The organism is Leifsonia sp. CL147 (assembly GCF_900114565.1).
Lineage (GTDB): Bacteria > Actinomycetota > Actinomycetes > Actinomycetales > Microbacteriaceae > Leifsonia.
The window spans coordinates 74258-94023 of the sequence record NZ_FOTM01000010.1 but is presented as its reverse complement, the minus strand read 5'-3'; the positions used below and the strand labels follow the sequence as shown (position 1 = coordinate 94023).

Annotated in this window: 13 protein-coding genes; 8 read left to right on the top strand and 5 right to left on the bottom strand. The window is 69.5% G+C overall.

Annotated elements, in window-relative coordinates:
• Positions 1 to 27 precede the first annotated feature (27 nt).
• Positions 28 to 828 (bottom strand): IclR family transcriptional regulator, encoded by an 801-nt coding sequence (locus BM287_RS10415; protein WP_090039120.1) that lies wholly within the window; start codon positions 826 to 828, stop codon positions 28 to 30.
• Positions 825 to 1853, bottom strand: a complete 1029-nt coding sequence (locus BM287_RS10410; RefSeq protein ID WP_090039119.1) for a sugar kinase — start codon at positions 1851 to 1853, stop codon at positions 825 to 827. The genes BM287_RS10415 and BM287_RS10410 overlap by 4 nt, the downstream gene beginning before the upstream one ends.
• 92 nt (positions 1854 to 1945) lie before the next feature.
• Between BM287_RS10410 and BM287_RS10405 the strand changes: the two genes are divergently transcribed.
• Positions 1946 to 2581, top strand: coding sequence for a bifunctional 4-hydroxy-2-oxoglutarate aldolase/2-dehydro-3-deoxy-phosphogluconate aldolase (locus tag BM287_RS10405; RefSeq protein ID WP_090039116.1), 636 nt, complete (start codon positions 1946 to 1948; stop codon positions 2579 to 2581).
• A gap of 419 nt (positions 2582 to 3000) precedes the next feature.
• Here the strand turns inward: BM287_RS10405 and BM287_RS10400 are convergent, their stop codons facing one another.
• Complete coding sequence (locus tag BM287_RS10400) at positions 3001 to 3615, bottom strand: dihydrofolate reductase family protein (RefSeq protein WP_090039252.1); 615 nt, start codon at positions 3613 to 3615, stop codon at positions 3001 to 3003.
• A 363-nt stretch (positions 3616 to 3978) separates the two neighbouring features.
• On the opposite strand from BM287_RS10400, the gene BM287_RS10395 reads away from it, so the two are divergent.
• Positions 3979 to 7047 (top strand): DUF11 domain-containing protein, encoded by a 3069-nt coding sequence (locus BM287_RS10395; protein ID WP_170857512.1) that lies wholly within the window; start codon positions 3979 to 3981, stop codon positions 7045 to 7047.
• Between the two features lie 116 nt (positions 7048 to 7163).
• Here the strand turns inward: BM287_RS10395 and BM287_RS10390 are convergent, their stop codons facing one another.
• A complete protein-coding gene (locus BM287_RS10390; protein WP_244528158.1) occupies positions 7164 to 7586 on the bottom strand; it encodes a hypothetical protein in 423 nt (140 codons plus the stop codon).
• A gap of 151 nt (positions 7587 to 7737) precedes the next feature.
• On the opposite strand from BM287_RS10390, the gene BM287_RS17550 reads away from it, so the two are divergent.
• The 3 genes from BM287_RS17550 to BM287_RS10380 all read left to right on the top strand — a co-directional run bounded on the left by BM287_RS17550 (position 7738) and on the right by BM287_RS10380 (position 11172).
• Entirely contained in the window at positions 7738 to 7896 is a 159-nt protein-coding gene (locus tag BM287_RS17550) for a DUF2207 domain-containing protein (protein WP_139230655.1), read from the top strand.
• A 249-nt stretch (positions 7897 to 8145) separates the two neighbouring features.
• Positions 8146 to 9183: an L-glyceraldehyde 3-phosphate reductase gene (gene mgrA / locus BM287_RS10385; RefSeq protein WP_090039112.1), complete on the top strand. Its 1038-nt coding sequence runs from the start codon at positions 8146 to 8148 to the stop codon at positions 9181 to 9183.
• Between the two features lie 426 nt (positions 9184 to 9609).
• Positions 9610 to 11172 carry a glycosyltransferase family 39 protein gene (locus tag BM287_RS10380; RefSeq protein ID WP_090039109.1) on the top strand — a complete coding sequence of 521 codons (1563 nt, stop codon included), beginning with the start codon at positions 9610 to 9612 and terminating at the stop codon, positions 11170 to 11172.
• 15 nt (positions 11173 to 11187) lie between these two features.
• On the opposite strand, the gene BM287_RS10375 is transcribed toward BM287_RS10380, so the two are convergent.
• On the bottom strand, positions 11188 to 11901 hold the full coding sequence (locus BM287_RS10375; RefSeq protein WP_090039107.1) for an SOS response-associated peptidase: 714 nt from the start codon (positions 11899 to 11901) through the stop codon (positions 11188 to 11190).
• A gap of 435 nt (positions 11902 to 12336) precedes the next feature.
• On the opposite strand from BM287_RS10375, the gene BM287_RS10370 reads away from it, so the two are divergent.
• The 3 genes from BM287_RS10370 (at position 12337) to BM287_RS10360 (ending at position 19630) form a co-directional block, all read left to right on the top strand.
• Positions 12337 to 13854 (top strand): sugar transferase, encoded by a 1518-nt coding sequence (locus BM287_RS10370; RefSeq protein ID WP_090039104.1) that lies wholly within the window; start codon positions 12337 to 12339, stop codon positions 13852 to 13854.
• Positions 13855 to 13978: 124 nt separating this feature from the next.
• Positions 13979 to 18454, top strand: coding sequence for a PKD domain-containing protein (locus tag BM287_RS10365; RefSeq protein ID WP_090039101.1), 4476 nt, complete (start codon positions 13979 to 13981; stop codon positions 18452 to 18454).
• Positions 18455 to 18466: 12 nt separating this feature from the next.
• On the top strand, positions 18467 to 19630 hold the full coding sequence (locus BM287_RS10360; RefSeq protein ID WP_090039099.1) for a glycosyltransferase: 1164 nt from the start codon (positions 18467 to 18469) through the stop codon (positions 19628 to 19630).
• The last annotated feature ends 136 nt before the right edge of the window (positions 19631 to 19766 follow it).

Sequence of the window (19766 nt, the reverse complement as noted above, 5' to 3'; positions counted from 1 at the left end):
ATCCAATCACCCCTCGCTGAGAATGCGTCACCCCTCGCTGAGAATGCGCGACACAGGGGCGAGCGAATCCGGAGCAGGCGAATCCAGAGCGCGCGACCCGAGCGCCGCAGACACCCGCGCGGTCGTCGCGTGCAGGGCGGGCAGCAGCCCGAGCACGCCCTCGTACGGCAGCACGACGGTCGGCACCGAGATCGAGACCGCCGCGGCGATGCGTCCATCCGGCCCGAAAACCGGCGCGCCGACGCAGTTCATGAAGGTCTCGTGCTCCTGGTGGTCTTCGGCCCAGCCGCGCTCGGCGCTGCGCTGCACCTCCGCGAGCAGGGCGTCGGGGGTGGTGATGGTGCGATCCGTGAACCGCGGCAGCTCGATCCCGGAGACGACCCGGCGACGCTCGTCCTCATCCAATCCGCCGAGCAGGACCTTCCCGACCGCGGTGGCATGCAGGGGAGCCGCGAGCCCCACGTGCGAGTACATGCGGAGGGGCTGCTGCGACTCGACCTTGTCCACGTAGGTCGCCACGCCCGCGCGATAGGTCGCCAAGTGGATGGTCTGGCCGGTCTCCGCGCCCAGCTCCCGGAGGGCAGGGGCGGCGACGGCGCGCACATCCACGGCGTCGAGCGCTGCGCCGGCCAGCGCGAAGACGGCCGGCCCGACGCTGTAGCGGTGTGCGCTGTCGTGGGTGACGTACCCGCGATCCTCCATCGTCTGCAGGAGGCGGAGCACCGTGCTCTTGTGGACCTCGAGCCGGGCGGCGAGCGCATCCAGGCCGACCACCCCGTGCGCGATCAGGTCGAGGAGGTCGAGGGCCCTGCCGGTGGACTGACTCATGAGACGGCCTCGGAGTCGCGCCACGGGAGGGCGCCCGCGTGCACCCTCCAGCGCGACCATTCGTCGTCGCTCGCTGCTGCGATCCGGGCGCGCTCCGCCCGGCTGGGAACGGTGACCGGACGGTCGCCGTGCGCGATCAGGGCGAGGGCGGCGAGGGCGTGGCCCAGGCGGAGGGAGGCGACGTCGTCCCGGCCCTCGGCCCTCCCGCAGAGGAAACCGGCAGCGAAGGCATCGCCCGCTCCCACCGGCTCCACCACGTCCACCATCAGGCACGGGACGGTGCTGACGCCGCCGTCGCGCCGGTGGACGGCGGCCGCGCGGACGTCGTCCTTCAGGACGAGCGTCGTCAGCTGCGGGTTGCCGGCGAAGAAGCGCTCCGGATCGGCATGACCGAAGTGGGCTTCGGCCTCGTCGCGGCCGGCGAAGAGCAGGTCGGCCCGGCCGACGAGCGCATCCAGAGCGGCGGTGTCCCTGTCCTGCCACAATCGCGGACGGAAGTTGAGGTCGACGCTCAGCACCGTGCCCGGGCCGACCACCTCGCGCAGCCGGGCGACCGCGGACGCGACACTCGGCGCGAGAGCAGCGGTGATGCCGGAGGTGTGGACGAGCGCGGCGCTCCGGAGCAGCGCGGCGGCGGACCCCGTTGCGAACGTCTCGAAGCCGATGGCGGAGGCGGCCGAGCCGCGGCGGTAGTAGTGCATCCGCGTGGTGTGGCCGGCGGGGCCGAGCGTCGACTCCTTGATGTACAGGCCCGTCGGGCGCGTGGCGTCGCGTTCCACCGTGGAGGCATCCACTCCGTACTCTGCGGCGGCGTTCCGGATTCGCTCCCCGAATCCGTCATCGCCGAGCCGCGAGAGCCACGCGGTCGGCACGCCGAGGCGTGCGAGAGAGGTGGCGACGTTGAACTCGGCTCCGCCGACATCCGAGCCGAACGCCTCGGCCTCGGCAAGGGGACGATGCCCCTCGGGGTACAGCACGACCATCGCCTCGCCGATCGTGACGTGCGGTGCGCCGTGCGGATCCATGCTGGTCCTTCCTCGTTCGCCTCCTGGCATGGTAGACAGGATGCGCACATCACGCAACGTGCGTTGCATATGACGCAACGAAAGAGGAGACCATGCTCATCGAGACGCTCGCGGCGGACCACGCCCTCGCGGTCATCCGCGCTCCGCGCATCGACGACCCGATCGCCCTGTGCGCCGCGCTCGCCGCAGGCGGCATCCGCGTGATCGAGTTCACGTTCACGACTCCGGGTGTCGAGGAGGTGATCTCGGCGGCCGCGGAGTTGCCCGGCGTGGTGGTGGGTGCGGGGACCGTCACCGATGCGGCGAGCGCCGAGGCGGCCATCCACGCGGGGGCGCGGTTCCTGGTGACTCCCGGGATTCAGGAGGATGCCGCCGCCGTCGCCCGCGAGGCGGGGGTGCCCATCCTGCTCGGCGCATTGACGCCGACCGAGGTGATGAGGGCCGTCGGACTCGGCGCCGCCGCGGTCAAGATCTTCCCGGCCTCCCTGGTCGGACCCCAGTACCTGAAGGACCTGCACGGTCCGCTGCCCCGCGTGCCGCTGGTGCCCTCCGGCGGGCTGCACGCGGCGAACGCCGCCGAGTGGATGCGCGCCGGCGCCCTCGCCGTGACGGCCGGGTCGAGCGTGGTGAGCGCGGCGGACATCGAGGCGGCCGAATGGGATGCGGTGACGGCGCGCGCGCGGGAGTTCAGCGGCGCGGCGGCGGACGGCGTCGCGCGCCGGGGCTGACTCGCCGCGGCGCCTGACCCGGCACCGCTGACTGACCCGGCACCGCTGACTGGCTCGGCAGCGCTCGCAGCACCCTCCCAAGCCTGTGGTTGGAAGCGGAGGTGCCGTCGACGCGCATCCTGCGTGGACGCCTCCGTTTCCGGCTCGACGTCGGCGTGTCGGCGGTCATATCCTCCGTTCCCGACCGGATGACGGGGCGTGGCTCGCGCGTATCCCGCGGTGTGGCCCAGCCGGAAACGGAGGAAGTTGACGCGGTGGGGCGGCGTGTCGACAGGCAACGGAGGTTGCGGTCGGTCCTGAGGGCGGGATGTTCCTCCGTTCCCTACACGAAGGCGTGACCAGACGAAGGCGCGAGCAGACGAAGACACGAAGGCGGAGGGTCGGGTCGGGTCGGTGAGACGGGACTCGTGCGGCGTCGCTCAGTGGAAGTCGTAGGTGAGGTGGGTCGCGTTCGGCGTGGCGACGGACGAGACCTGGCGGAGGGTGCGGGGCGCGCCCTGCACGAAGAGCGGTGTGCCCGATCCGAGGAGGACGGGCGCCAGGTGCAGCACCAGGACGTCGGCCAGTCCCGCGGACACCGCGGAGCCGATCAGTGCGCCGCCGCCCATGAGGACCACGTCGAGGTCCGCGCCTCGATCGGCGGAGGCCGCCTCGGCCCGGGTGCGGGCCGCCGCGATCGCATCCGGTAGCCCGGTGGTGACGAACGTCCAGTCGAGGCCGGTCAGCCGGACGGACGCGGGCGGGGTGCTGGTGACGACCACGAACGCGGGCTTCCCGACCTCGCGAGCGCCGTATCCCACGTCGTCGCTCCATCCCCCCGGCCCGTCCACCAGGTCGAACAGATGCCGGCCCAGCACGACGGCTCCCGACCGTTGCGTGCCCTCGTGCACCACCCTCGCTTCGTCCGGGTCGTCGGAGAAGGCCCACTCGTGCAGCGCCATCCCTCCGTCTCCCATCCCGTTCTCGGGGCCGACGTTCGGGCCGGTGACGAAGCCGTCCAGCGAGACGGAGATGTCCGCGACGATGCGTGTCATGATGCCCACCCGATCCTTATTCAACGTATTTGTTGAATACGAATGTACGGCGGCGGGAGGCTCGCGTCAACACCCGAGCGGTGGCCGCAGCGCCCAGGGCACCCAGGGTGAAGCCGGGGTGAAAACCGTTCGGGATGCCGCGGTTTGCGCTTAGCTTGAGCCCAGCGGAAGCCGACACTTCCGCCGGGACGTTCTGAGAACGCCGCTTCGACCAGTAGTCAATCGAGGTCGCGCGACGACATGAAGGGGATCAGCGTGCACAGAGGGCAGAGGACACGACAGCGACCGACGGACCGACGCGGGGGACTCCCGCTGTTGCGGTCGGGGCGGATGCGGCTTTCCGCGTTCGTGGGGACTCTGGCCGTGCTGGGCTCCGTCCTGGCCGGGACCACGCTGGCCGCCGCGCCCGCAACTGCCGCCCCGGGGGACCCGTTCCCCGTCGCTGACCCGTTGGTCTTCGTCGCACAGGGGATACCGACGGGGCTTTTCGAGGCGACGACGGATTCGTCGGGAACGGTGTCGTTCCAGCCTGAGGGCCCGACCTCGCCCGTTGCGTATAACGCGATCTCGTACAACACGGCCGACAACTACCTGTACGGCATCGTGAGCTCGCCCAGCACTGCGGCTCTCCCGACGAATTCTCTGGTGCGGATCGGTCAGGGTGGTGTCCTGACCCGGGTGGGCACGTCCGTCTACGATCCGGGCACCAGCTGGAACGTTGGAGCGTTCGGGGCCGATGGCCTTCTCTATCTCGCCTCGAGCGCCCCGCCAAGCACGGTCATGCTCGCGGTCAACCCGACGACTGGCGCTGTGGTGCGCACGGTGGCGCTCTCGTCGGCGATGCCCGCGGCAGATATGGCCTACGCGAAGGGCTACTTCTGGGGACAAGCCCCTACGGCAACCGGTTCGGAGATGATCCGGATCAACCCCACTACCGGAGCACTGGACACCTTCCCGGTGTCGTTCTTCGTCAACGGTCCGACGGATCCCGCCGGCGCAGCGTGGACGTTCGGAAACGGCAACCTCGGCTTCTCGCAGAATATCTCAGGCCTGGTCACCCAGGTGGCTGTCACGAATCCCTCGGCTGCGACACCGACCTTCACCGTGGTGGCGCAGAGCCCCGGCCCGGCCAGTGGGAACAACGATGGTGCTGCCTTTGTCGGCAGCCCGACCGATCTGGCGATCGTGAAGACAGGCCCGCAGGCCCTGGTTCCCGGGGCGACCGTCACCTACCAGCTGACCGTCACCAACAACGGCCCGGGTAACTCGAGCGGGTTCGTGGTCGACGACACGGTGCCGGCGCCGCTGACGAACGTCGCTTCCCCGGATGCCGCCTGCACGGTGACCGGGAACAACGTGCGTTGCGTCGGTGGCCGGACCCTGGTGGGAGCCTCAACGACCTACACGATCACCGCGACCGTACCCGCAGCGGGAGCGACCGCCAACGTCTCGAACACGGCGACGGTCACGGCGAACGAGTCGGACCCGACCCGGGCCAACAACACCTCGACCACGACCGCGGCCCCCGCTGGACTCACGGTGGTCAAGCACGCGGGCGCTCCTGTCGATGTGAACGGTGACGGCATCACCGATGCAGGCGACACCATCCAGTACACGTTCAGCGTGAGCAACACCGGCGCGGTACCTCTCACCGGCATCGCCGTGAACGACGCCAAGGCCGGCTCCGTGACCTGCCCGCAGACGACCCTCCCGGCGGGCGGCACCGAGACCTGCGCGGCGGACGCCGTATACACGGTCACTGCGGCGGATGTCACGGCCGGTGCCGTGGACAACTCGGCCACCGTGACGGGGACCACTCCGGACAACACCCCGATCACCTCCATTCCGTCGACCACGTCGACCCCGACCACGGCTCCTGCGCCCGCGCTGACCGTGGTGAAGTCCGGCGACCCGTCCGGAGCCGACACGTTCCTTCCGGGCCAGGTGATCACGTACCACTTCGTCGTCACCAACACCGGCAACGTGCCTCTGACGAACGTCACGGTGAACGAAGGCGCCTTCACCGGCACCGGCACCATGTCGGCGCCCAGCTGCCCGGTGACCACGCTCGCCGTAGGAGCCCAGACCGACTGCACAGCCACCTACACGCTGACCGCGGCCGATGTGAACTCGGGTTCGGTCAGCAACACTGCGACGGCCGAGGGCACCCCGGTCGGCGGCAACACGCCCGTGCCGTCGGGTCCCTCCACGGTGACCGTGCCCACCCCGCCCCAGCCGGGAATCACGATCGCCAAGTCGGCCGACCCGGCCCAGGTCACGAAGGCCGGCGACACGGTCACGTACTCGTTCGTGGTGACCAACACCGGAAACGTCACACTGACCGGCGTCGGCGTCGCTGACACGGACTTCTCCGGCACCGGAGCGCTCTCGGCGATCGATTGCCCGTCGAGCACGCTGTTCGCAGGCCAGTTCGAGACCTGCACCGCCACCTACACGGTCACCCAGGCCGACGTGGATGCGGGGACTCTCACGAACACCGCAACCGCCACCGGAACCCCGCCTGACGGGACCCCGCTGGTCCCGGTGCCGTCCAACCCGACCACGGTGGACATCCCGCGCACACCGGCCCTCACGCTCGTGAAGTCGGCGGACGCGCAGGCCGGCGCAGTCGGACAGGTGATCACGTACAGCTTTGTGGTGACCAACACCGGCAACGTGACCATCACCGACCCCCAGGTGACGGACGCCGGCTTCACCGGTCACGGCACCCTCTCGCCGCTCACCTGCCCGCCCGGGCCCATCGCGCTGGCACCCGGCGATGACCTCACCTGCACTGCGACCTACACGGTGACGCAGGCGGATGTGGATGCCGGCTCGATCGCCAACACCGCGTCGGTGACCGGAACGCCGCCGCCTGGGACGACCCCGCTGCCGCCGGTCCCTTCCAACACGGTGACGGTCCCGACGAGCCCGCACCCCGCGCTCACCGTCGCCAAGACGGCGGACACCAAGCAGATCACCACGGCGGGCCAGGTCGTGACGTACTCGTTCGCCGTGAAGAACGTCGGCAATGTGACGATCACGAACCCGACCGTCACAGAGGGGGCCTTCTCCGGCCACGGCGTCCTGTCGGCCGTCACCTGCCCGACCGGCCACTCCACCCTCGCACCGGGTGAGGATGTCACCTGCACCGCCACCTACGCGGTCGTGGCAGCCGACCTGTCCGACGGCACGTTGACCAACACGGCCACGGTCACGGGCGACCTCCCGGGTGGCGGCACCATCACCTCCGACCCGTCAACGGCCTCGGTGACGGTGAACCCGCCGGCGGTGGTCTCGGTCACACCGACCGGGCTCGCGCAGACCGGATCCAGCGTCTCCGGGCCTGCGGTGGCCATCGGCTTCCTTCTCCTGGCGCTCGGCGGGGTGATCCTCGTCCTCCTCCGCCGTCGCCGCAGGGGCGAGGCGTAGAGGATCGGGCACTGAGTGCCGGTGAGGGGGCCTGCCGATCGGCGGGCCCCCTCACCGGCACAGCGGCGGCTCCCCGCCGCCGCGCACAGCGCTCCGAGTCGAACCGGACCGACGGCTCAGGAGGCGAGCGCGAGCTGACGGAAACGGATCACGGACGAGCCGTCCCCACCGTCCGCGCAATCGTGGGCCGCCTGGAAGGGGTCCACGGCGCGCCCGTTGGGGAGGACGACCTCGAGGTCCGCGTGGTCGGGAGCGCCGCGGTGACGCGCGACCTGACTCCACCGGCCCCCATCGGCCTGGACGAGGACCTCGCCGATCAGGCAGCCCAGGCTCTGCAGCGTGAACTCGTCGCCGACGAAGCCGTCCTCGGTGCGCAGCTCAGTGAACAGGCGCTCGACGTAGACGAGATCCTCCGGCACGAACGTGACGGTGTGGCCGTAGAACTCCCGGATGCTGCCCGCCATGCCACCCGCGAGCAACGAGCCGACCGCGGGGTCGGTCCGGCCTCGGCGCGTCGGGTCGCGGGGAAACGGGAACATGAGGCCAACGCTAGGGCTCCACGGTGCGGGACTGCGCGCCCCAGTTCGAGTGTCCTGCGCGTCCCGTCATGGGGTACCGCACAATCGAGGGTGAATGCAAGGGGATCGGTCGCCCATTGACCGCGCCGCCGCCCGGGGGTCTGATGGTCGCATGATAGCTCTCATCGTGATTCTGCTCGTGATCTGGGCGGTGCTCGCCATCTTCGGCTTCGTCATCAAGGGACTGCTGTGGCTGGCCATCCTCGGCATCGTGTTCTTCATCATCACCGCGATCGTCGGGTGGATGCGGCGAGGTGCCAACCGGACCTGATCGTCCCGACCGGACGGCGGCCGCGCTCGTGGAGTGCGGCCGCCGTCCTGTGCGTGCGGCCGTTCCGACTCTGCAGGGATCGACGCCGACCGCATCAGGGCTGCGCGTCCCGTGCCCGAGGAAGCAACGGGTTGACAGGGCAGCGGCAGCGCAGCGGCGAGCTGTCGGGACTTATCCACAAGCGGGAGTTCTCAACCGTTCGATGCGAGCGGTTGGACTTCGCGGCCGCCACGGACGAATGTTGGAGGCATGACCTACGTTGCCGCTCCTTCCCGTTATGACGACATGATCTATCGCCGGACCGGGCGCAGCGGCCTCGACCTGCCCGCCCTCTCGCTCGGGCTCTGGCACAACTTCGGCGACGACCGCCCGTTCGAGACGCAGCGTGCCATCGTGCGGCGGGCCTTCGATCTGGGCATCACGCACTTCGACCTCGCCAACAACTACGGTCCTCCGTATGGTGCGGCCGAGATCAACTTCGGCCGCATTCTCGAGGAAGATCTGCATCCCTACCGCGACGAGATCATCGTCTCCAGCAAGGCCGGCTGGGACATGTGGCCGGGCCCGTACGGGCAGGGCGGAGGCAGCCGCAAGTACGTGCTCGCGAGCCTCGACCAGTCCCTGAAGAGACTCGGGCTCGACTACGTCGACATCTTCTACTCGCACCGGCCCGATCCGAGCACGCCGCTCGAAGAGACCATGCAGGCGCTCGACACCGCCGTCCGGTCCGGCCGCGCGCTCTACGTCGGCATCTCCTCCTACGGACCGGAAGAGACCCGGCGGGCCGCTGAGATCCTCCGCGATCTGGGCACTCCCCTGCTCATCCACCAGCCGTCGTACTCGATGCTCAACCGGTGGATCGAGACGGAGGGGCTGCTCGACACGGTCGACGAGCTCGGGGTCGGCGTGATCGGGTTCACGGCTCTCGCGCAGGGGATGCTGACGGAGAAGTATCTGCACGGCATCCCAGAGGGGTCGCGGGCGAGCGCGGGCACGTCGTTCGACGCCGGCTGGCTGACCGACGACGCCGTCAGGCGGCTGCGAGCGCTCAACGGGATCGCCGAGAACCGCGGGCAGACCCTCGCGCAGCTGGCTCTCGCCTGGGCGCTCCGGGATGAGCGGGTCACCTCTCTCGTCATGGGGGCCAGCGGGGTCGAGCAACTGGAGCAGAACGTTGCAGCGCTCGGCAACCTGGCGTTCACGGACGACGAGCTCGCCGCCATCGACGAGCACGCCGTCGATACCGGGGTTGACCTCTGGGCGCGCGCCCGTCGCGGGGAGGTCTGAGGCGCGTCGTGGTCCGACGCGGGGAGGTCTGAGGCGGGTCGTGGTCCGACGCGGGTCGTGGTCTGCGGTGCGTACCACTGCCACCTCCGCTCGTCATCCCCTCCACAGGCGTCTGCGCGACGCCTACATTGGTTGTCGAGCACGCTGGATGTGACGAGGACGCCACCGGGGCGTCGGAGTGTTCCCGGCGTGTGTGGGGCGGGTCCCGGGCACGTGGCGTGAGCTGCCGGGATGCCCGGGACCCGATGCACCGCCCGGCCGATCGATCCGGCACGCGGCAGCACGGCGATTCCGGCCCTGGAGGCCAGGCCTGGGCCGCGGCGGACGGAGGGGAGATGTGAGTTTCGGTATCGCTCGCCCACGCGTCGCCCAGGGTTGTCTGGTTGTCTGGGCGGTGTTCCCGTCCGACGCTTAGAAGTAGTGGGTATGACTGTCCTCGTCGAACCGGAGATCCGGGCAGGCCAACCGCTGCGCGCGGTGCGGCCCTGGACCATCGCGCTCATTTTCGGCGTGACCGGCACCGTGCTCTGCGCTCTGTTCAGCTGGGTTCCGTCACTGTGGGGCGACGAGGCGGCGACGCTGCTCTCGGCGAAGCGCCCGGTCGGCAGCCTGCTCGGGATGCTGACCCACGTGGATGCGGTGCACGGCCTCTACTACCTCCTCATGCACGGCTGGATCCGGCTGGCGGGCGAAAGCGCGTTCGCGGTCCGGTTGCCCAGCGCGCTCGCGGTCGGCGCGGCCGTCGCCGCCGTCACGCTGATCGCCGGGCGTCGCGGGGGCGCACGCGCTGCAATCGTCGCGGGCGTGGTGGCCTGCGTGCTCCCGCGGCTCACCTATGCCGGCGAAGAGGCGCGATCCTACGCGTTCACGGCCGCCGCCTCGGCGTGGCTGACCCTGCTTCTGCTGTGGCTGATCGACGGCGGCGGACGTCGTCTGACTCCCGGCGCGCGGCGGCTCGCCTGGGTGCTGTACGGCGCCGGGATGGCAGCGACGTCGTACCTCTTCCTCTACTCGATCACCCTGCTCGTGGCCCACGGCGTCCTGCTGCTGGCCACCCGCGCCTCCCGGGCGACGCTGCGGGCGTGGGCGCTGACCTCCGCCGCGGCCGTGATCTCGCTGACGCCGCTGGCCGTGATGGCCTTCCTCGAGCGCAGCCAGATCAGCTATCTGGGCTCCACACCGGACGACCCCGCCATCTGGTACTACTTCCTCTGGTTCGGGATGCCCTGGGTCGCCATCCCCGCCTGGGTCCTGATCGGGCTCGCACTGTGGCCGGCGTGGCGCGCCTGGCGGCTGCGCGGATCCGTCCCTTCCGTCACCGGACCGCGGGTCGCGTCCACCCGGCTCGTCGCCGCCACCTGGCTGTTCCTCCCGACCGGCCTGATGCTGCTGGTCAACCTCGTGTACCCCATGTACACCGGCCGGTACTCGACCTTCGCAGCACCCGCAGCGGCGCTCCTCGTCGCCGAAGGAATCCTCGTCTTCGGACGACTCATCGGCAGCGATGTCCGCCGGACGGTGAGCGCGACCGCCGGGACGACCATCGTCTTCGTGGCGCTCTGCGTGCCGGTCTACGTGGAGGAGCGCGGACCGTACGCCAAGAACGAGAGCGACTGGGCGGAGATCAGCGCCGCCATGGCTGTCAACGCCAAACCCGGCGACGCGGTGGTGTTCGATGAGTCGGCGCGTCCATCACAGCGGCCGCGACTCGCGATGCGCACCTATCCGTCCGGGTTCGCCGGCCTCCGGGACGTGACGTTGGAGACCCCATACTACCGCAACACCTGGTGGGGCGACCGCGCGTACTCGGTGGTCCAGGCGGAGGCTCGCGACCGCTTCGACGGCGTGGACCGGGTGTGGATGATCGAACTGGACGTCGACGGCGCCCAGGACACGTGGGGGCTCGCCGAACTGCGCGCGCTCGGGTTCGACGAGACGGGCCGCCGCATGACGACGCACCGCAGCGCCATCATCGAGCTGACCCGCTGACCGAGCGCCGGCCGCCTACGCGACCGGCTGGATGAGGTGCGGGCCGTCGTCCTCCGTCCTGAACGGCGCCACCTGGTCGAAGCGCAGCGTCTCGGCCTCCGCGATTCCGGCGCGGACCGCTTCGTCGACGAGCTCCTGGTCGCCGACGATCGAGGGGTCGATCCAGTGCTGCCAGAGCTCCTCGGGCAGGATGACCGGGTTGCGGTCGTGGATGTCGGCGAGGGTCTGCACGGCGTCGGAGGTGAGGATGGTCGCGGTCAGCACCCAGCGTCCGGGGTCGTCGTCGGCTTTGCTGCGGTCGCGCCACCAGGAGTAGAGGCCGGCGAACCCCATCAGCTGGCCGTCCGGGTAGCGGATGAAGTACGGGGTCTTGTGGCCCTTCGGACCCTGCCACTCGTAGTAGCCCCGGGCGAGGACGATGGCGCGGTGCGACTGGACGGGCTTGCGCCAGGTGGACTTCTGGGCGATGTCCTCGGCTCGGGCGTTGAAGGTCGGGAACGTGGGCTTCAGCGTCTCCGACCACGACGGCACCAGCGACCAGTGCGCCCGCTCGAACCGCAGCTCCCGCGTCTTCTCCGAGTCGATGAGCACCGGGATGTCGTCGGTCGGCGCGATGTTGTAGTCCGCCTCCCAGTCGGCTCGCCACTCCTCCGGTCGCCGGCCCGTCCGCTCGACGAACTCGGTGATCTCTTCGTTGACGTTGTCGTCCATCGCGAACCTGCCGCACATGCTGCCAGCTTAGGCGCGACCTCCGACGTCGGTCGATGGACGGCCGAAAGCCCACGGATCACCCGAGCCTGCGAAAATGAGCAATATTCACCCCCAAATGCGGGTGTCGGGAAGCTGTGAAAACGATGTATTCTCACCTTTGTGGATACATGAGGAACAGTCACTTTACGGGACTCGAACTCGCCGTTCACACCACCCGAAAGAGCACCAACCCGACCCGCAGGTGAGATCCGTGTACCCCTTTCCGCCGTGCCGAGCGCTTCCCGCACTCAACCCCAACCGACCGGGGAGCGACCGGCACGCGCGGATCCACGGAGAGCACCCCACGAGCGGAGCCGGCGGCGGTGAAGCCGTTCGAGACCACGGTTTCCCCCCAGCCGTCGTCGGCTCCCTGGCCGGACCCGCACGCGGGACCGGCACTGCGGAGGTGATGGCATGACCGTCATCCGCCCGCGCCTCTTCGCTCCCGGCGCCACCACCGCGCTCGGCGACCTCATGTCCGGCCGCGCCTGGGCGCGTCTCTACCGCTTCCGGCTGCTGGCGACCGATACGGCCATCATCCTCGTCGCGACAATCGGCGCGGTCTTCCTCCGTTTCGGCCTGGACGACGCGGAGACCCCCTCCACGGGATTCCGCATCGAGTACGCGTACCTGTCGCTGATCATCGCCGCCACGTGGATGTTCACCCTCACCGTCTACCACACGCGCGATCCCCGGGTGGTCGGGATGGGCGTCTCCGAGTACCGGAGAGTGGTGTCGGCGACCGCCACGACTTTCGGCCTCCTGGCCATCCTCTTCCTCGTCGCCAAGGTGGACATCGCTCGCGGCTACTTCGTCGTGGCGCTTCCGGCCGGGATGGGCGGCGTGCTGTTCTCGCGCTGGCTGTGGCGGCACTGGCTCATCCGGCAGCGGACCTTCGACCACTACCTTTCGCGCGCCCTCGTGGTGGGACGCTTCGACGACGTCGACTACGTCGTCCGACAGATCCACCAGAAGTCGGGGGCGGCCTACAACGTCGTGGGTGCCGCCCTCGACACCGGGAGGCGGAAGGGTGCGAAGAAGGACGCGGAACTGCAGCGCCACCTTGCAGCGCCCGGGCGCGAGGTGCCGATCGTCTCCGACCTGGCCGGGGCGGCGGCCGCCGCCGCGCGTCTGGGCGCGGACACGGTGATCGTCGCCGGACGCGCCCTCAGCGGCGCCGACTTCGTGAAGAAGCTGGCCTGGGAGCTGGAAGGGACGGCGACCGAGCTCGTTCTCGCGTCGCCGCTCACCGACGTGGCCGGCCCCCGCATCCACTTCCGTCCGGTGGAGGGGCTCCCGCTCATCCACGTGGAGATCCCGCAGTTCGAAGGCGGAAAGCACGTCCTGAAGCGCGCGTTCGACTTCTTCGCCTCCGCCCTCGCCCTCTTCGTCCTCTCTCCGCTCTTCGTGGCGATCGCGCTGGCGGTGAAGCTCGACGACAACGGGCCCGTGATCTTCACGCAGGAGCGCGTCGGCCGCAACGGGGAGCGGTTCACCATGTTCAAATTCCGCTCGATGGTCCTCGACGCCGAGGCGCGCCTCGCCGAGCTGCAGGCGGAGAACGAAGGCCAGGGGCCGCTGTTCAAGCTGAAGCACGACCCGCGCGTGACCCGGGTGGGCCACTTCCTGCGCAAGTTCTCGCTCGATGAGCTCCCGCAGCTCGTGAACGTCTTCCTGGGCGACATGAGCCTGGTGGGTCCGCGACCACCGCTTCCCTCCGAAGTCGAGGGATACGAGAACCATGTCCGCCGCCGCCTCTACATCAAGCCCGGCCTCACCGGGATGTGGCAGGTGAACGGCCGATCCGACCTCTCGTGGGAGGAGAGCGTCCGCCTGGACCTCTACTACGTCGAGAACTGGTCGCTGACCGGCGACCTCGTCATCATGTGGCGCACCGTCAAGGTGATGGCACATCCCGTCGGGGCGTACTGATGCGCCCCCGAAGCACCACCAGCAACAGCAGCACCACCAGCAACAGCAGCACGACCGGCAGCACCAGCAGCACCGGCTCCAACCCGACCAGCCCCATCCCGACCACACAGACACCGAGGTTGTCATGAGCACATCACCCCGCCCTCGCTCTCGTTCCCTGGGCATCCTGACCGCCGTCCTCACGGCGATCGGTCTCGTCTTCGGCGGCCTCGCACTCGCCCAGCCGGCCCTGGCGGACACGGCTCCACCGGATCCGACGAATCCGGCGTCGCCACCGACGGTGGGCGCGGACGTCCTCCCCACCACGCAGATCGACGGAGTCGCGTGGGCGCAGGTCGTCGTGGGCAACACCGTGTACGTGGCGGGCAAGTTCACCACGGCCCGCCCCGCGGGAGCAGCAGCAGGGACGAACACGACGCCCCGCAGCAACCTCCTCGCCTACGACATCACCACCGGCAACCTGATCACCGGCTTCAACGTGCCGCTGAACGCGCAGGCGCTGGCGATCACGGCTTCGCCGGACGGCTCGCGGATCTACGTCGGCGGTGACTTCACGACGGCCGGCAGCGGCAACTACTACCGCATCGTCGCCATCAGCACCGCTACCGGCCAGGTCATCAGCTCCTTCCGGCCGATCATGGAGAGCGAGGTCCGCGCGCTCGCCGCGACGAACACCGCAGTGTACGCGGGCGGGACGTTCTCGTCCGTGAACGGGACGCCGACCGGATACATCGCCAAGATCAACGCCTCCGACGGATCGCTGAACACGACCTGGGCCGCAAGCGCCGACTACGTCGTGGATGCTCTCGCGGTCAGCCCCGACACCACCAAGGTGTACGCGGGCGGCCGGTTCCAGAACGCGAACGGGTCGAACCCGGCCTACGGCCTCGCCATGTTCGACGGCACCACCGGCGCCTTCCAGACGTTCGGCGCCAACTCGGTGGTCCGCGACGCAGGCGATCAGGCGGGGATCACCTCGCTGGTTGCGACGAGCGACCGGGTCTACGGCTCCGGCTACGTCTTCGGCACCGGCGGCAACCTGGAGGGCAGCTTCTCGGCCGACCCGAGCACCGGAAACCTCATCTGGATGGAGGACTGCCACGGCGACACCTACTCCGTCTGGCCCATGAACAACGCGCTGTATGTTGCGGGGCACCCCCACTACTGCGGCAACGTCGGCGGCTTCCCGCAGACGAACCCGTGGACGTACCACCACACCATCGCGTTCTCGAAGGCGCAGACCGGCACGCTGACGAACAACGGTGACGGCGCCTACGCCAACTTCACCGGCGAGCCCTCGCCGACCCTCCTCAACTGGTTCCCGCAGTACGTCACCGGCTCCTTCACGGGCCAGGGACAGGCGGCCTGGACAGTCGCCGGCAACGGCAACTACCTGGTGGCCGGCGGCGAGTTCCCGTACGTGAACGGCGTGGCGCAGTACGGCCTCGTCCGCTACGCGATGGACAACGTCGTCAAGAGCAAGCTCGGCCCGAACGTGAACACGTCGCTCGTGCCGAACGCCGTCTCCTTCAAGACGGGACAGGCGCGCGTCTCCTGGACGGCGACCTACGACCAGGACAACGTGAACCTCAGCTACAAGGTGGTCCGCGACGGCAACAACGCTAGCCCCGTGTACCAGACCACGCTGATCTCCAACTTCTGGACCCGGCCGTCGATGGGCTTCGTGGACACGGGCCTGGCCCCGGGATCCACCCACTCGTACCGCGTGTACGTGACCGACCCGGACGGCAACCAGATCTCCCGCCTCGGCAACACCGTGACGATCGCATCCACGGACAGCGGAGGACCGTACGCCGACTCGGTGACGAACGCGGGCGCCAGCTCGTACTGGCCGCTGGACGAGGCCAGTGGAGCGATCGGCTACGACCACGTCGGATTCAGTGACCTGCAGCTGCAGGCCGGTGCGACGCGCAACGGTGTCGCTGGCCCGATCAGCGGGAGCACCGCGACCACCTTCAGCGGCGCATCCACTGGATTCGCTGTGACGCCGTCGTCGATCACGGGCCCGAACACCTTCACGGTCTCGGCCTGGTTCAACACGACGTCGACGAGTGGAGGCAAGATCATCGGCTTCGGCAACTCCAACACCTCGACGACCTCGAGCAGCTACGACCGCCATGTCTACATGGACAACAACGGCCGGATCTGGTTCGGCGTCTACCCGGGAGGCGTGCAGACGCTGAACAGCGGCACCGGCTACAACGACGGCCAATGGCACCAGGTGACGGCGTCGCTCGGAGCGAACGGCATGCGGCTGTACCTCGACGGCAAGCAGGTGGGCTCGCGCACCGATGTGACGAGCGCCCAGAGCTACTCCGGCTACTGGAGGGTCGGCGGTGACAACCTGGGCGGCTGGCCGAACCGGCCGAGCAGCGACTTCTTCGCCGGCACCATCGGGCAGGTCTCCCTCTACCCGACGGTGCTCGACCGGACGACGGTCGTGAACCAGTACGTCGCCTCCGGTCGCCCGTCCCCGCTCCAGGCGGCTCCCAGCGATGCCTACGGAGCGGCGGTGTACAACGCGAACCCGGACATCTACTGGCGGCTGGATGAGACCAGCGGCTCCACCGCGTTCAGCGCCGACGCCTACAGCAACAACGGCACCTACTCGGGCACCGCGACGACGAAGGGCCAGCAGGGCGTCCTCTCCGCGACCGACAAGGCGGTGAAGTTCAACACGCCTCTGCACGGCAGCGGCGGAAGCCTCGTCTCCAGCAACCAGCAGTTCACGAACCCGACCGTCTACACCGAGGAGATCTGGTTCAAGACGTCCACGACGCAGGGCGGGAAGCTGATCGGGTTCGGCGATCAGCAGACCGGCCTGTCGAACAGCTACGACCGCCACATCTACATGCAGAACGACGGGCGCCTGGTGTTCGGCGTCTGGACCGGCCAGACCAACACCATCACCTCGCCCACGGCACTGAACAACAACCAGTGGCATCAGGTGGTCGGGGTGCAGGGCCCGGACGGCATGAGCCTGTACGTGGACGGCCAGCTCGTGGGCACCAACCCGCAGACCGCCGCTCAGGCCTACAACGGCTACTGGCGGATCGGCGGCGACAACACCTGGGGCTCGACGAGCGCGTACTTCAACGGGACCCTGGATGAGGCGGCGATCTACCCGAGCGAGCTGACGGCACAGCAGGTGGCGAACCACTACTCGCTGGCCACCACCGGGACGCTGCCCAACCAGACGCCGACCGCGTCGTTCACGACCACGCAGAACAGCCTGACCGTGAACGTGGACGGCACCGCCTCGAACGACCCGGACGGGACCATCGCCTCCTACGCGTGGGACTTCGGTGACGGCGCCACCGCCAGCACGGCGACCGCCAGCCACACCTACGCTGCGGGCGGCACCTACACGGTGGCCCTCACCGTGACCGACAACCAGGGGTCGACCAACACCGCATCCAAGCAGGTCACGGTCGTCGCCAACCAGCCGCCGGTCGCGTCGTTCACCTCCAGCGTGTCCAACCTGACCGCCTCGTTCGACGCTTCCGCGTCGTCCGATCCGGACGGGACGGTCGCCTCCTACGCCTGGGACTTCGGTGACGGGACGACGGGAACCGGGGTGAACCCGACGCACACCTACGGCAGCGCCGGCACCTTCACGGTGACGCTGACGGTGACGGACAACCAGGGTCTGGCCGGAACGCCGGCGCAGAACCCGGTGACCACCACCCTCCCGCCGAACCAGCCGCCGGTGGCCAGCTTCACGGCCTCGACGAACGGATTGACGGTCAGCGTGGACGGCACCGGATCCAGCGACCCGGACGGCACCATCGCCGGTTACGCCTGGGACTTCGGTGACGGCGCCACGGCGACCACGGCGACGGCCAGCCACGCCTACGCCTCGGGCGGCACCTACACGGTGACGCTGACGGTGACGGACAACCGCGGCGGAACCAACGCCGCCACGAAGCCCGTGACCGTGACGGCACCGCCGCCCGCGGCGATCGCGTCCGACACGTTCGAGCGCACCTCGGCCAGCGGCTGGGGCAGCGCGGACCTCGGCGGAGCGTGGACCGGAGCCGGCTCGGCGACGGCGTACTCGGTGGGAGGCGGCACCGGCCAGATCGTCGGGGCAGCCGGATCCACGAAGACGCAGCTGCTGAACACGGTGTCCAGCAGCAACACGGACACCACGGTCCAGTTCACGACGGACCGCACGTCGACCGGCGGCGGGATCTTCGTCTCCGCCCTCGGCCGGGTGGTGGGCACGTCCGAGTACTCGGCCCGCGTCTGGTTCCAGTCGAGCAACCTGGTACAGCTTCAGCTGCTCCAGGGCTCGACCGCCCTCCAGCTGGTGAACATCTCCGGCCTCACCTACGCTCCGGGCACCCAGTACCAGGTCCGCGTCCAGGTCTTCGGCACCTCGCCGACGACCATCCGGGCGCGTGTCTGGAAGGTGGGCGCCACCGAGCCGGCCACCTGGCAGGCATCGGTGACGGACAGCACCGCCGCCCTGCAGGCAGCCGGCGCCGTCGGCCTCCGCGCCTACCTCTCGGGTACCGCGACTGACGTGCCGCTCACCACGAAGTTCGACAACTTCGTCGTGACGCCTGCTCAGTAGGGGCATCCGAGGATGACACACGCCAGCCGTCGCCGACCTTCGCACACCGTTCTCGTCGCGCATCCCAGCCCGGAGCTCTACGGCTCCGACCGGGTGATGCTGGAGAGCGTGAGCGGTCTGGTCGACGACGGCTGGCGTGTCGTCGTCACAGTCCCGACCGACGGGCCGCTGGTCGCCGAGCTGCAGGCACGCGGAGCGTCCGTCGAGTTGTGCCCCAGCCCGGTGCTCCGCAAGAGCGTCCTCACCCCCCGAGGGTTCGCCCGGTTCGTGCGCACCTCCGCAGCATCCATCGTTCGCGGCACCGCGCTGCTGCGCCGGGAGCGACCCGCTCTCGTCTACGTCAACACGATCACCGTTCCCCTGTGGCCGCTGCTCGCGCGGGCACTGGGCGTTCCGGTGCTGACCCATGTGCACGAGGGCGAGGCGAGCGCCTCCCGGACGATGCGCCGGCTCCTGGCCCTCCCCCTCTTCCTCTCGCGGGTCCTGCTGGTGAACAGCAGGTTCAGCGCGAGTGTGCTCTCGAGTTCCTTCGCCCGGCTGGGCCGCCGGGCCGAAGTCGTCTACAACGCCGTGCCCGGACCGGACCGCCGGACGCCTCCGCGCGAGTTCATCGCCGGGCCGCTGCGCGTGACCTACATCGGACGGCTCTCACCGCGCAAAGGAGTGGATGTGGCGATCGACGCGGTCGGACGCCTCCGCGACCGCGGCATCAGCGCCCAGCTCAACGTGGTGGGGTCGGTCTTCCCCGGCTACGAGTGGTACCAGCGGGAGCTGGCGGCCTCGGTCGGATCGAAGGACCTGGTCGGCAGCGTCCGCTTCCACGGCTTCCAGCCGTGCGTGTGGGACATCGTGGGCGACGGCGATGTGGTCGTGGTGCCGTCCCGGGTGGACGAGCCCTTCGGCAACACGGCGGTGGAGGCGTTGCTGGCCGGTCGGCCGGTCATCGCCAGCGCGACCAGCGGGCTCCTGGAGGCGACGGCGGGGTACCGCACGGCAGTGACGGTTCGGCCGGACGATGCGGCCGCGCTTGCGGATGCGCTGGAGCTGACCATCCACGACTGGGATACGACGCTGGAGGCGGTCGGCGGCGACGCCGACGAGGCGGAACGCCGCCACGGGGTCGCAGGGTACCGGGAGCGGATCGCGCGCATCGTGCGGGAGGCGGCCCGGGGGTGAGGGGCTGCCGCGCGTCTCGGCGGGGCTAACGGAGGAGATCGAGTGTCGAATCTCCTTCAGATGGCAGTGCTGAAGGAGATTCGAACGGTATTCGTGCGAATCTCCTCCGCTTGCGGACGGACCCCCCGCGATGACG

What these genes read in the sequence shown, in the direction of transcription:
- BM287_RS17550 (WP_139230655.1), top strand. Translation starts at nt 7,738, where the DNA reads ATGATAGCTCTCATCGTGATTCTGCTCGTGATCTGGGCGGTGCTCGCC.
- BM287_RS10410 (WP_090039119.1), bottom strand. Translation starts at nt 1,853, where the DNA reads ATGGATCCGCACGGCGCACCGCACGTCACGATCGGCGAGGCGATGGTC.
- BM287_RS10370 (WP_090039104.1), top strand. Translation starts at nt 12,337, where the DNA reads ATGACCGTCATCCGCCCGCGCCTCTTCGCTCCCGGCGCCACCACCGCG.
- BM287_RS10405 (WP_090039116.1), top strand. Translation starts at nt 1,946, where the DNA reads ATGCTCATCGAGACGCTCGCGGCGGACCACGCCCTCGCGGTCATCCGC.
- BM287_RS10400 (WP_090039252.1), bottom strand. Translation starts at nt 3,615, where the DNA reads ATGACACGCATCGTCGCGGACATCTCCGTCTCGCTGGACGGCTTCGTC.
- BM287_RS10415 (WP_090039120.1), bottom strand. Translation starts at nt 828, where the DNA reads ATGAGTCAGTCCACCGGCAGGGCCCTCGACCTCCTCGACCTGATCGCG.
- mgrA (WP_090039112.1), top strand. Translation starts at nt 8,146, where the DNA reads ATGACCTACGTTGCCGCTCCTTCCCGTTATGACGACATGATCTATCGC.
- BM287_RS10375 (WP_090039107.1), bottom strand. Translation starts at nt 11,901, where the DNA reads ATGTGCGGCAGGTTCGCGATGGACGACAACGTCAACGAAGAGATCACC.
- BM287_RS10360 (WP_090039099.1), top strand. Translation starts at nt 18,467, where the DNA reads ATGACACACGCCAGCCGTCGCCGACCTTCGCACACCGTTCTCGTCGCG.
- BM287_RS10390 (WP_244528158.1), bottom strand. Translation starts at nt 7,586, where the DNA reads ATGTTCCCGTTTCCCCGCGACCCGACGCGCCGAGGCCGGACCGACCCC.
- BM287_RS10380 (WP_090039109.1), top strand. Translation starts at nt 9,610, where the DNA reads ATGACTGTCCTCGTCGAACCGGAGATCCGGGCAGGCCAACCGCTGCGC.
- BM287_RS10365 (WP_090039101.1), top strand. Translation starts at nt 13,979, where the DNA reads ATGAGCACATCACCCCGCCCTCGCTCTCGTTCCCTGGGCATCCTGACC.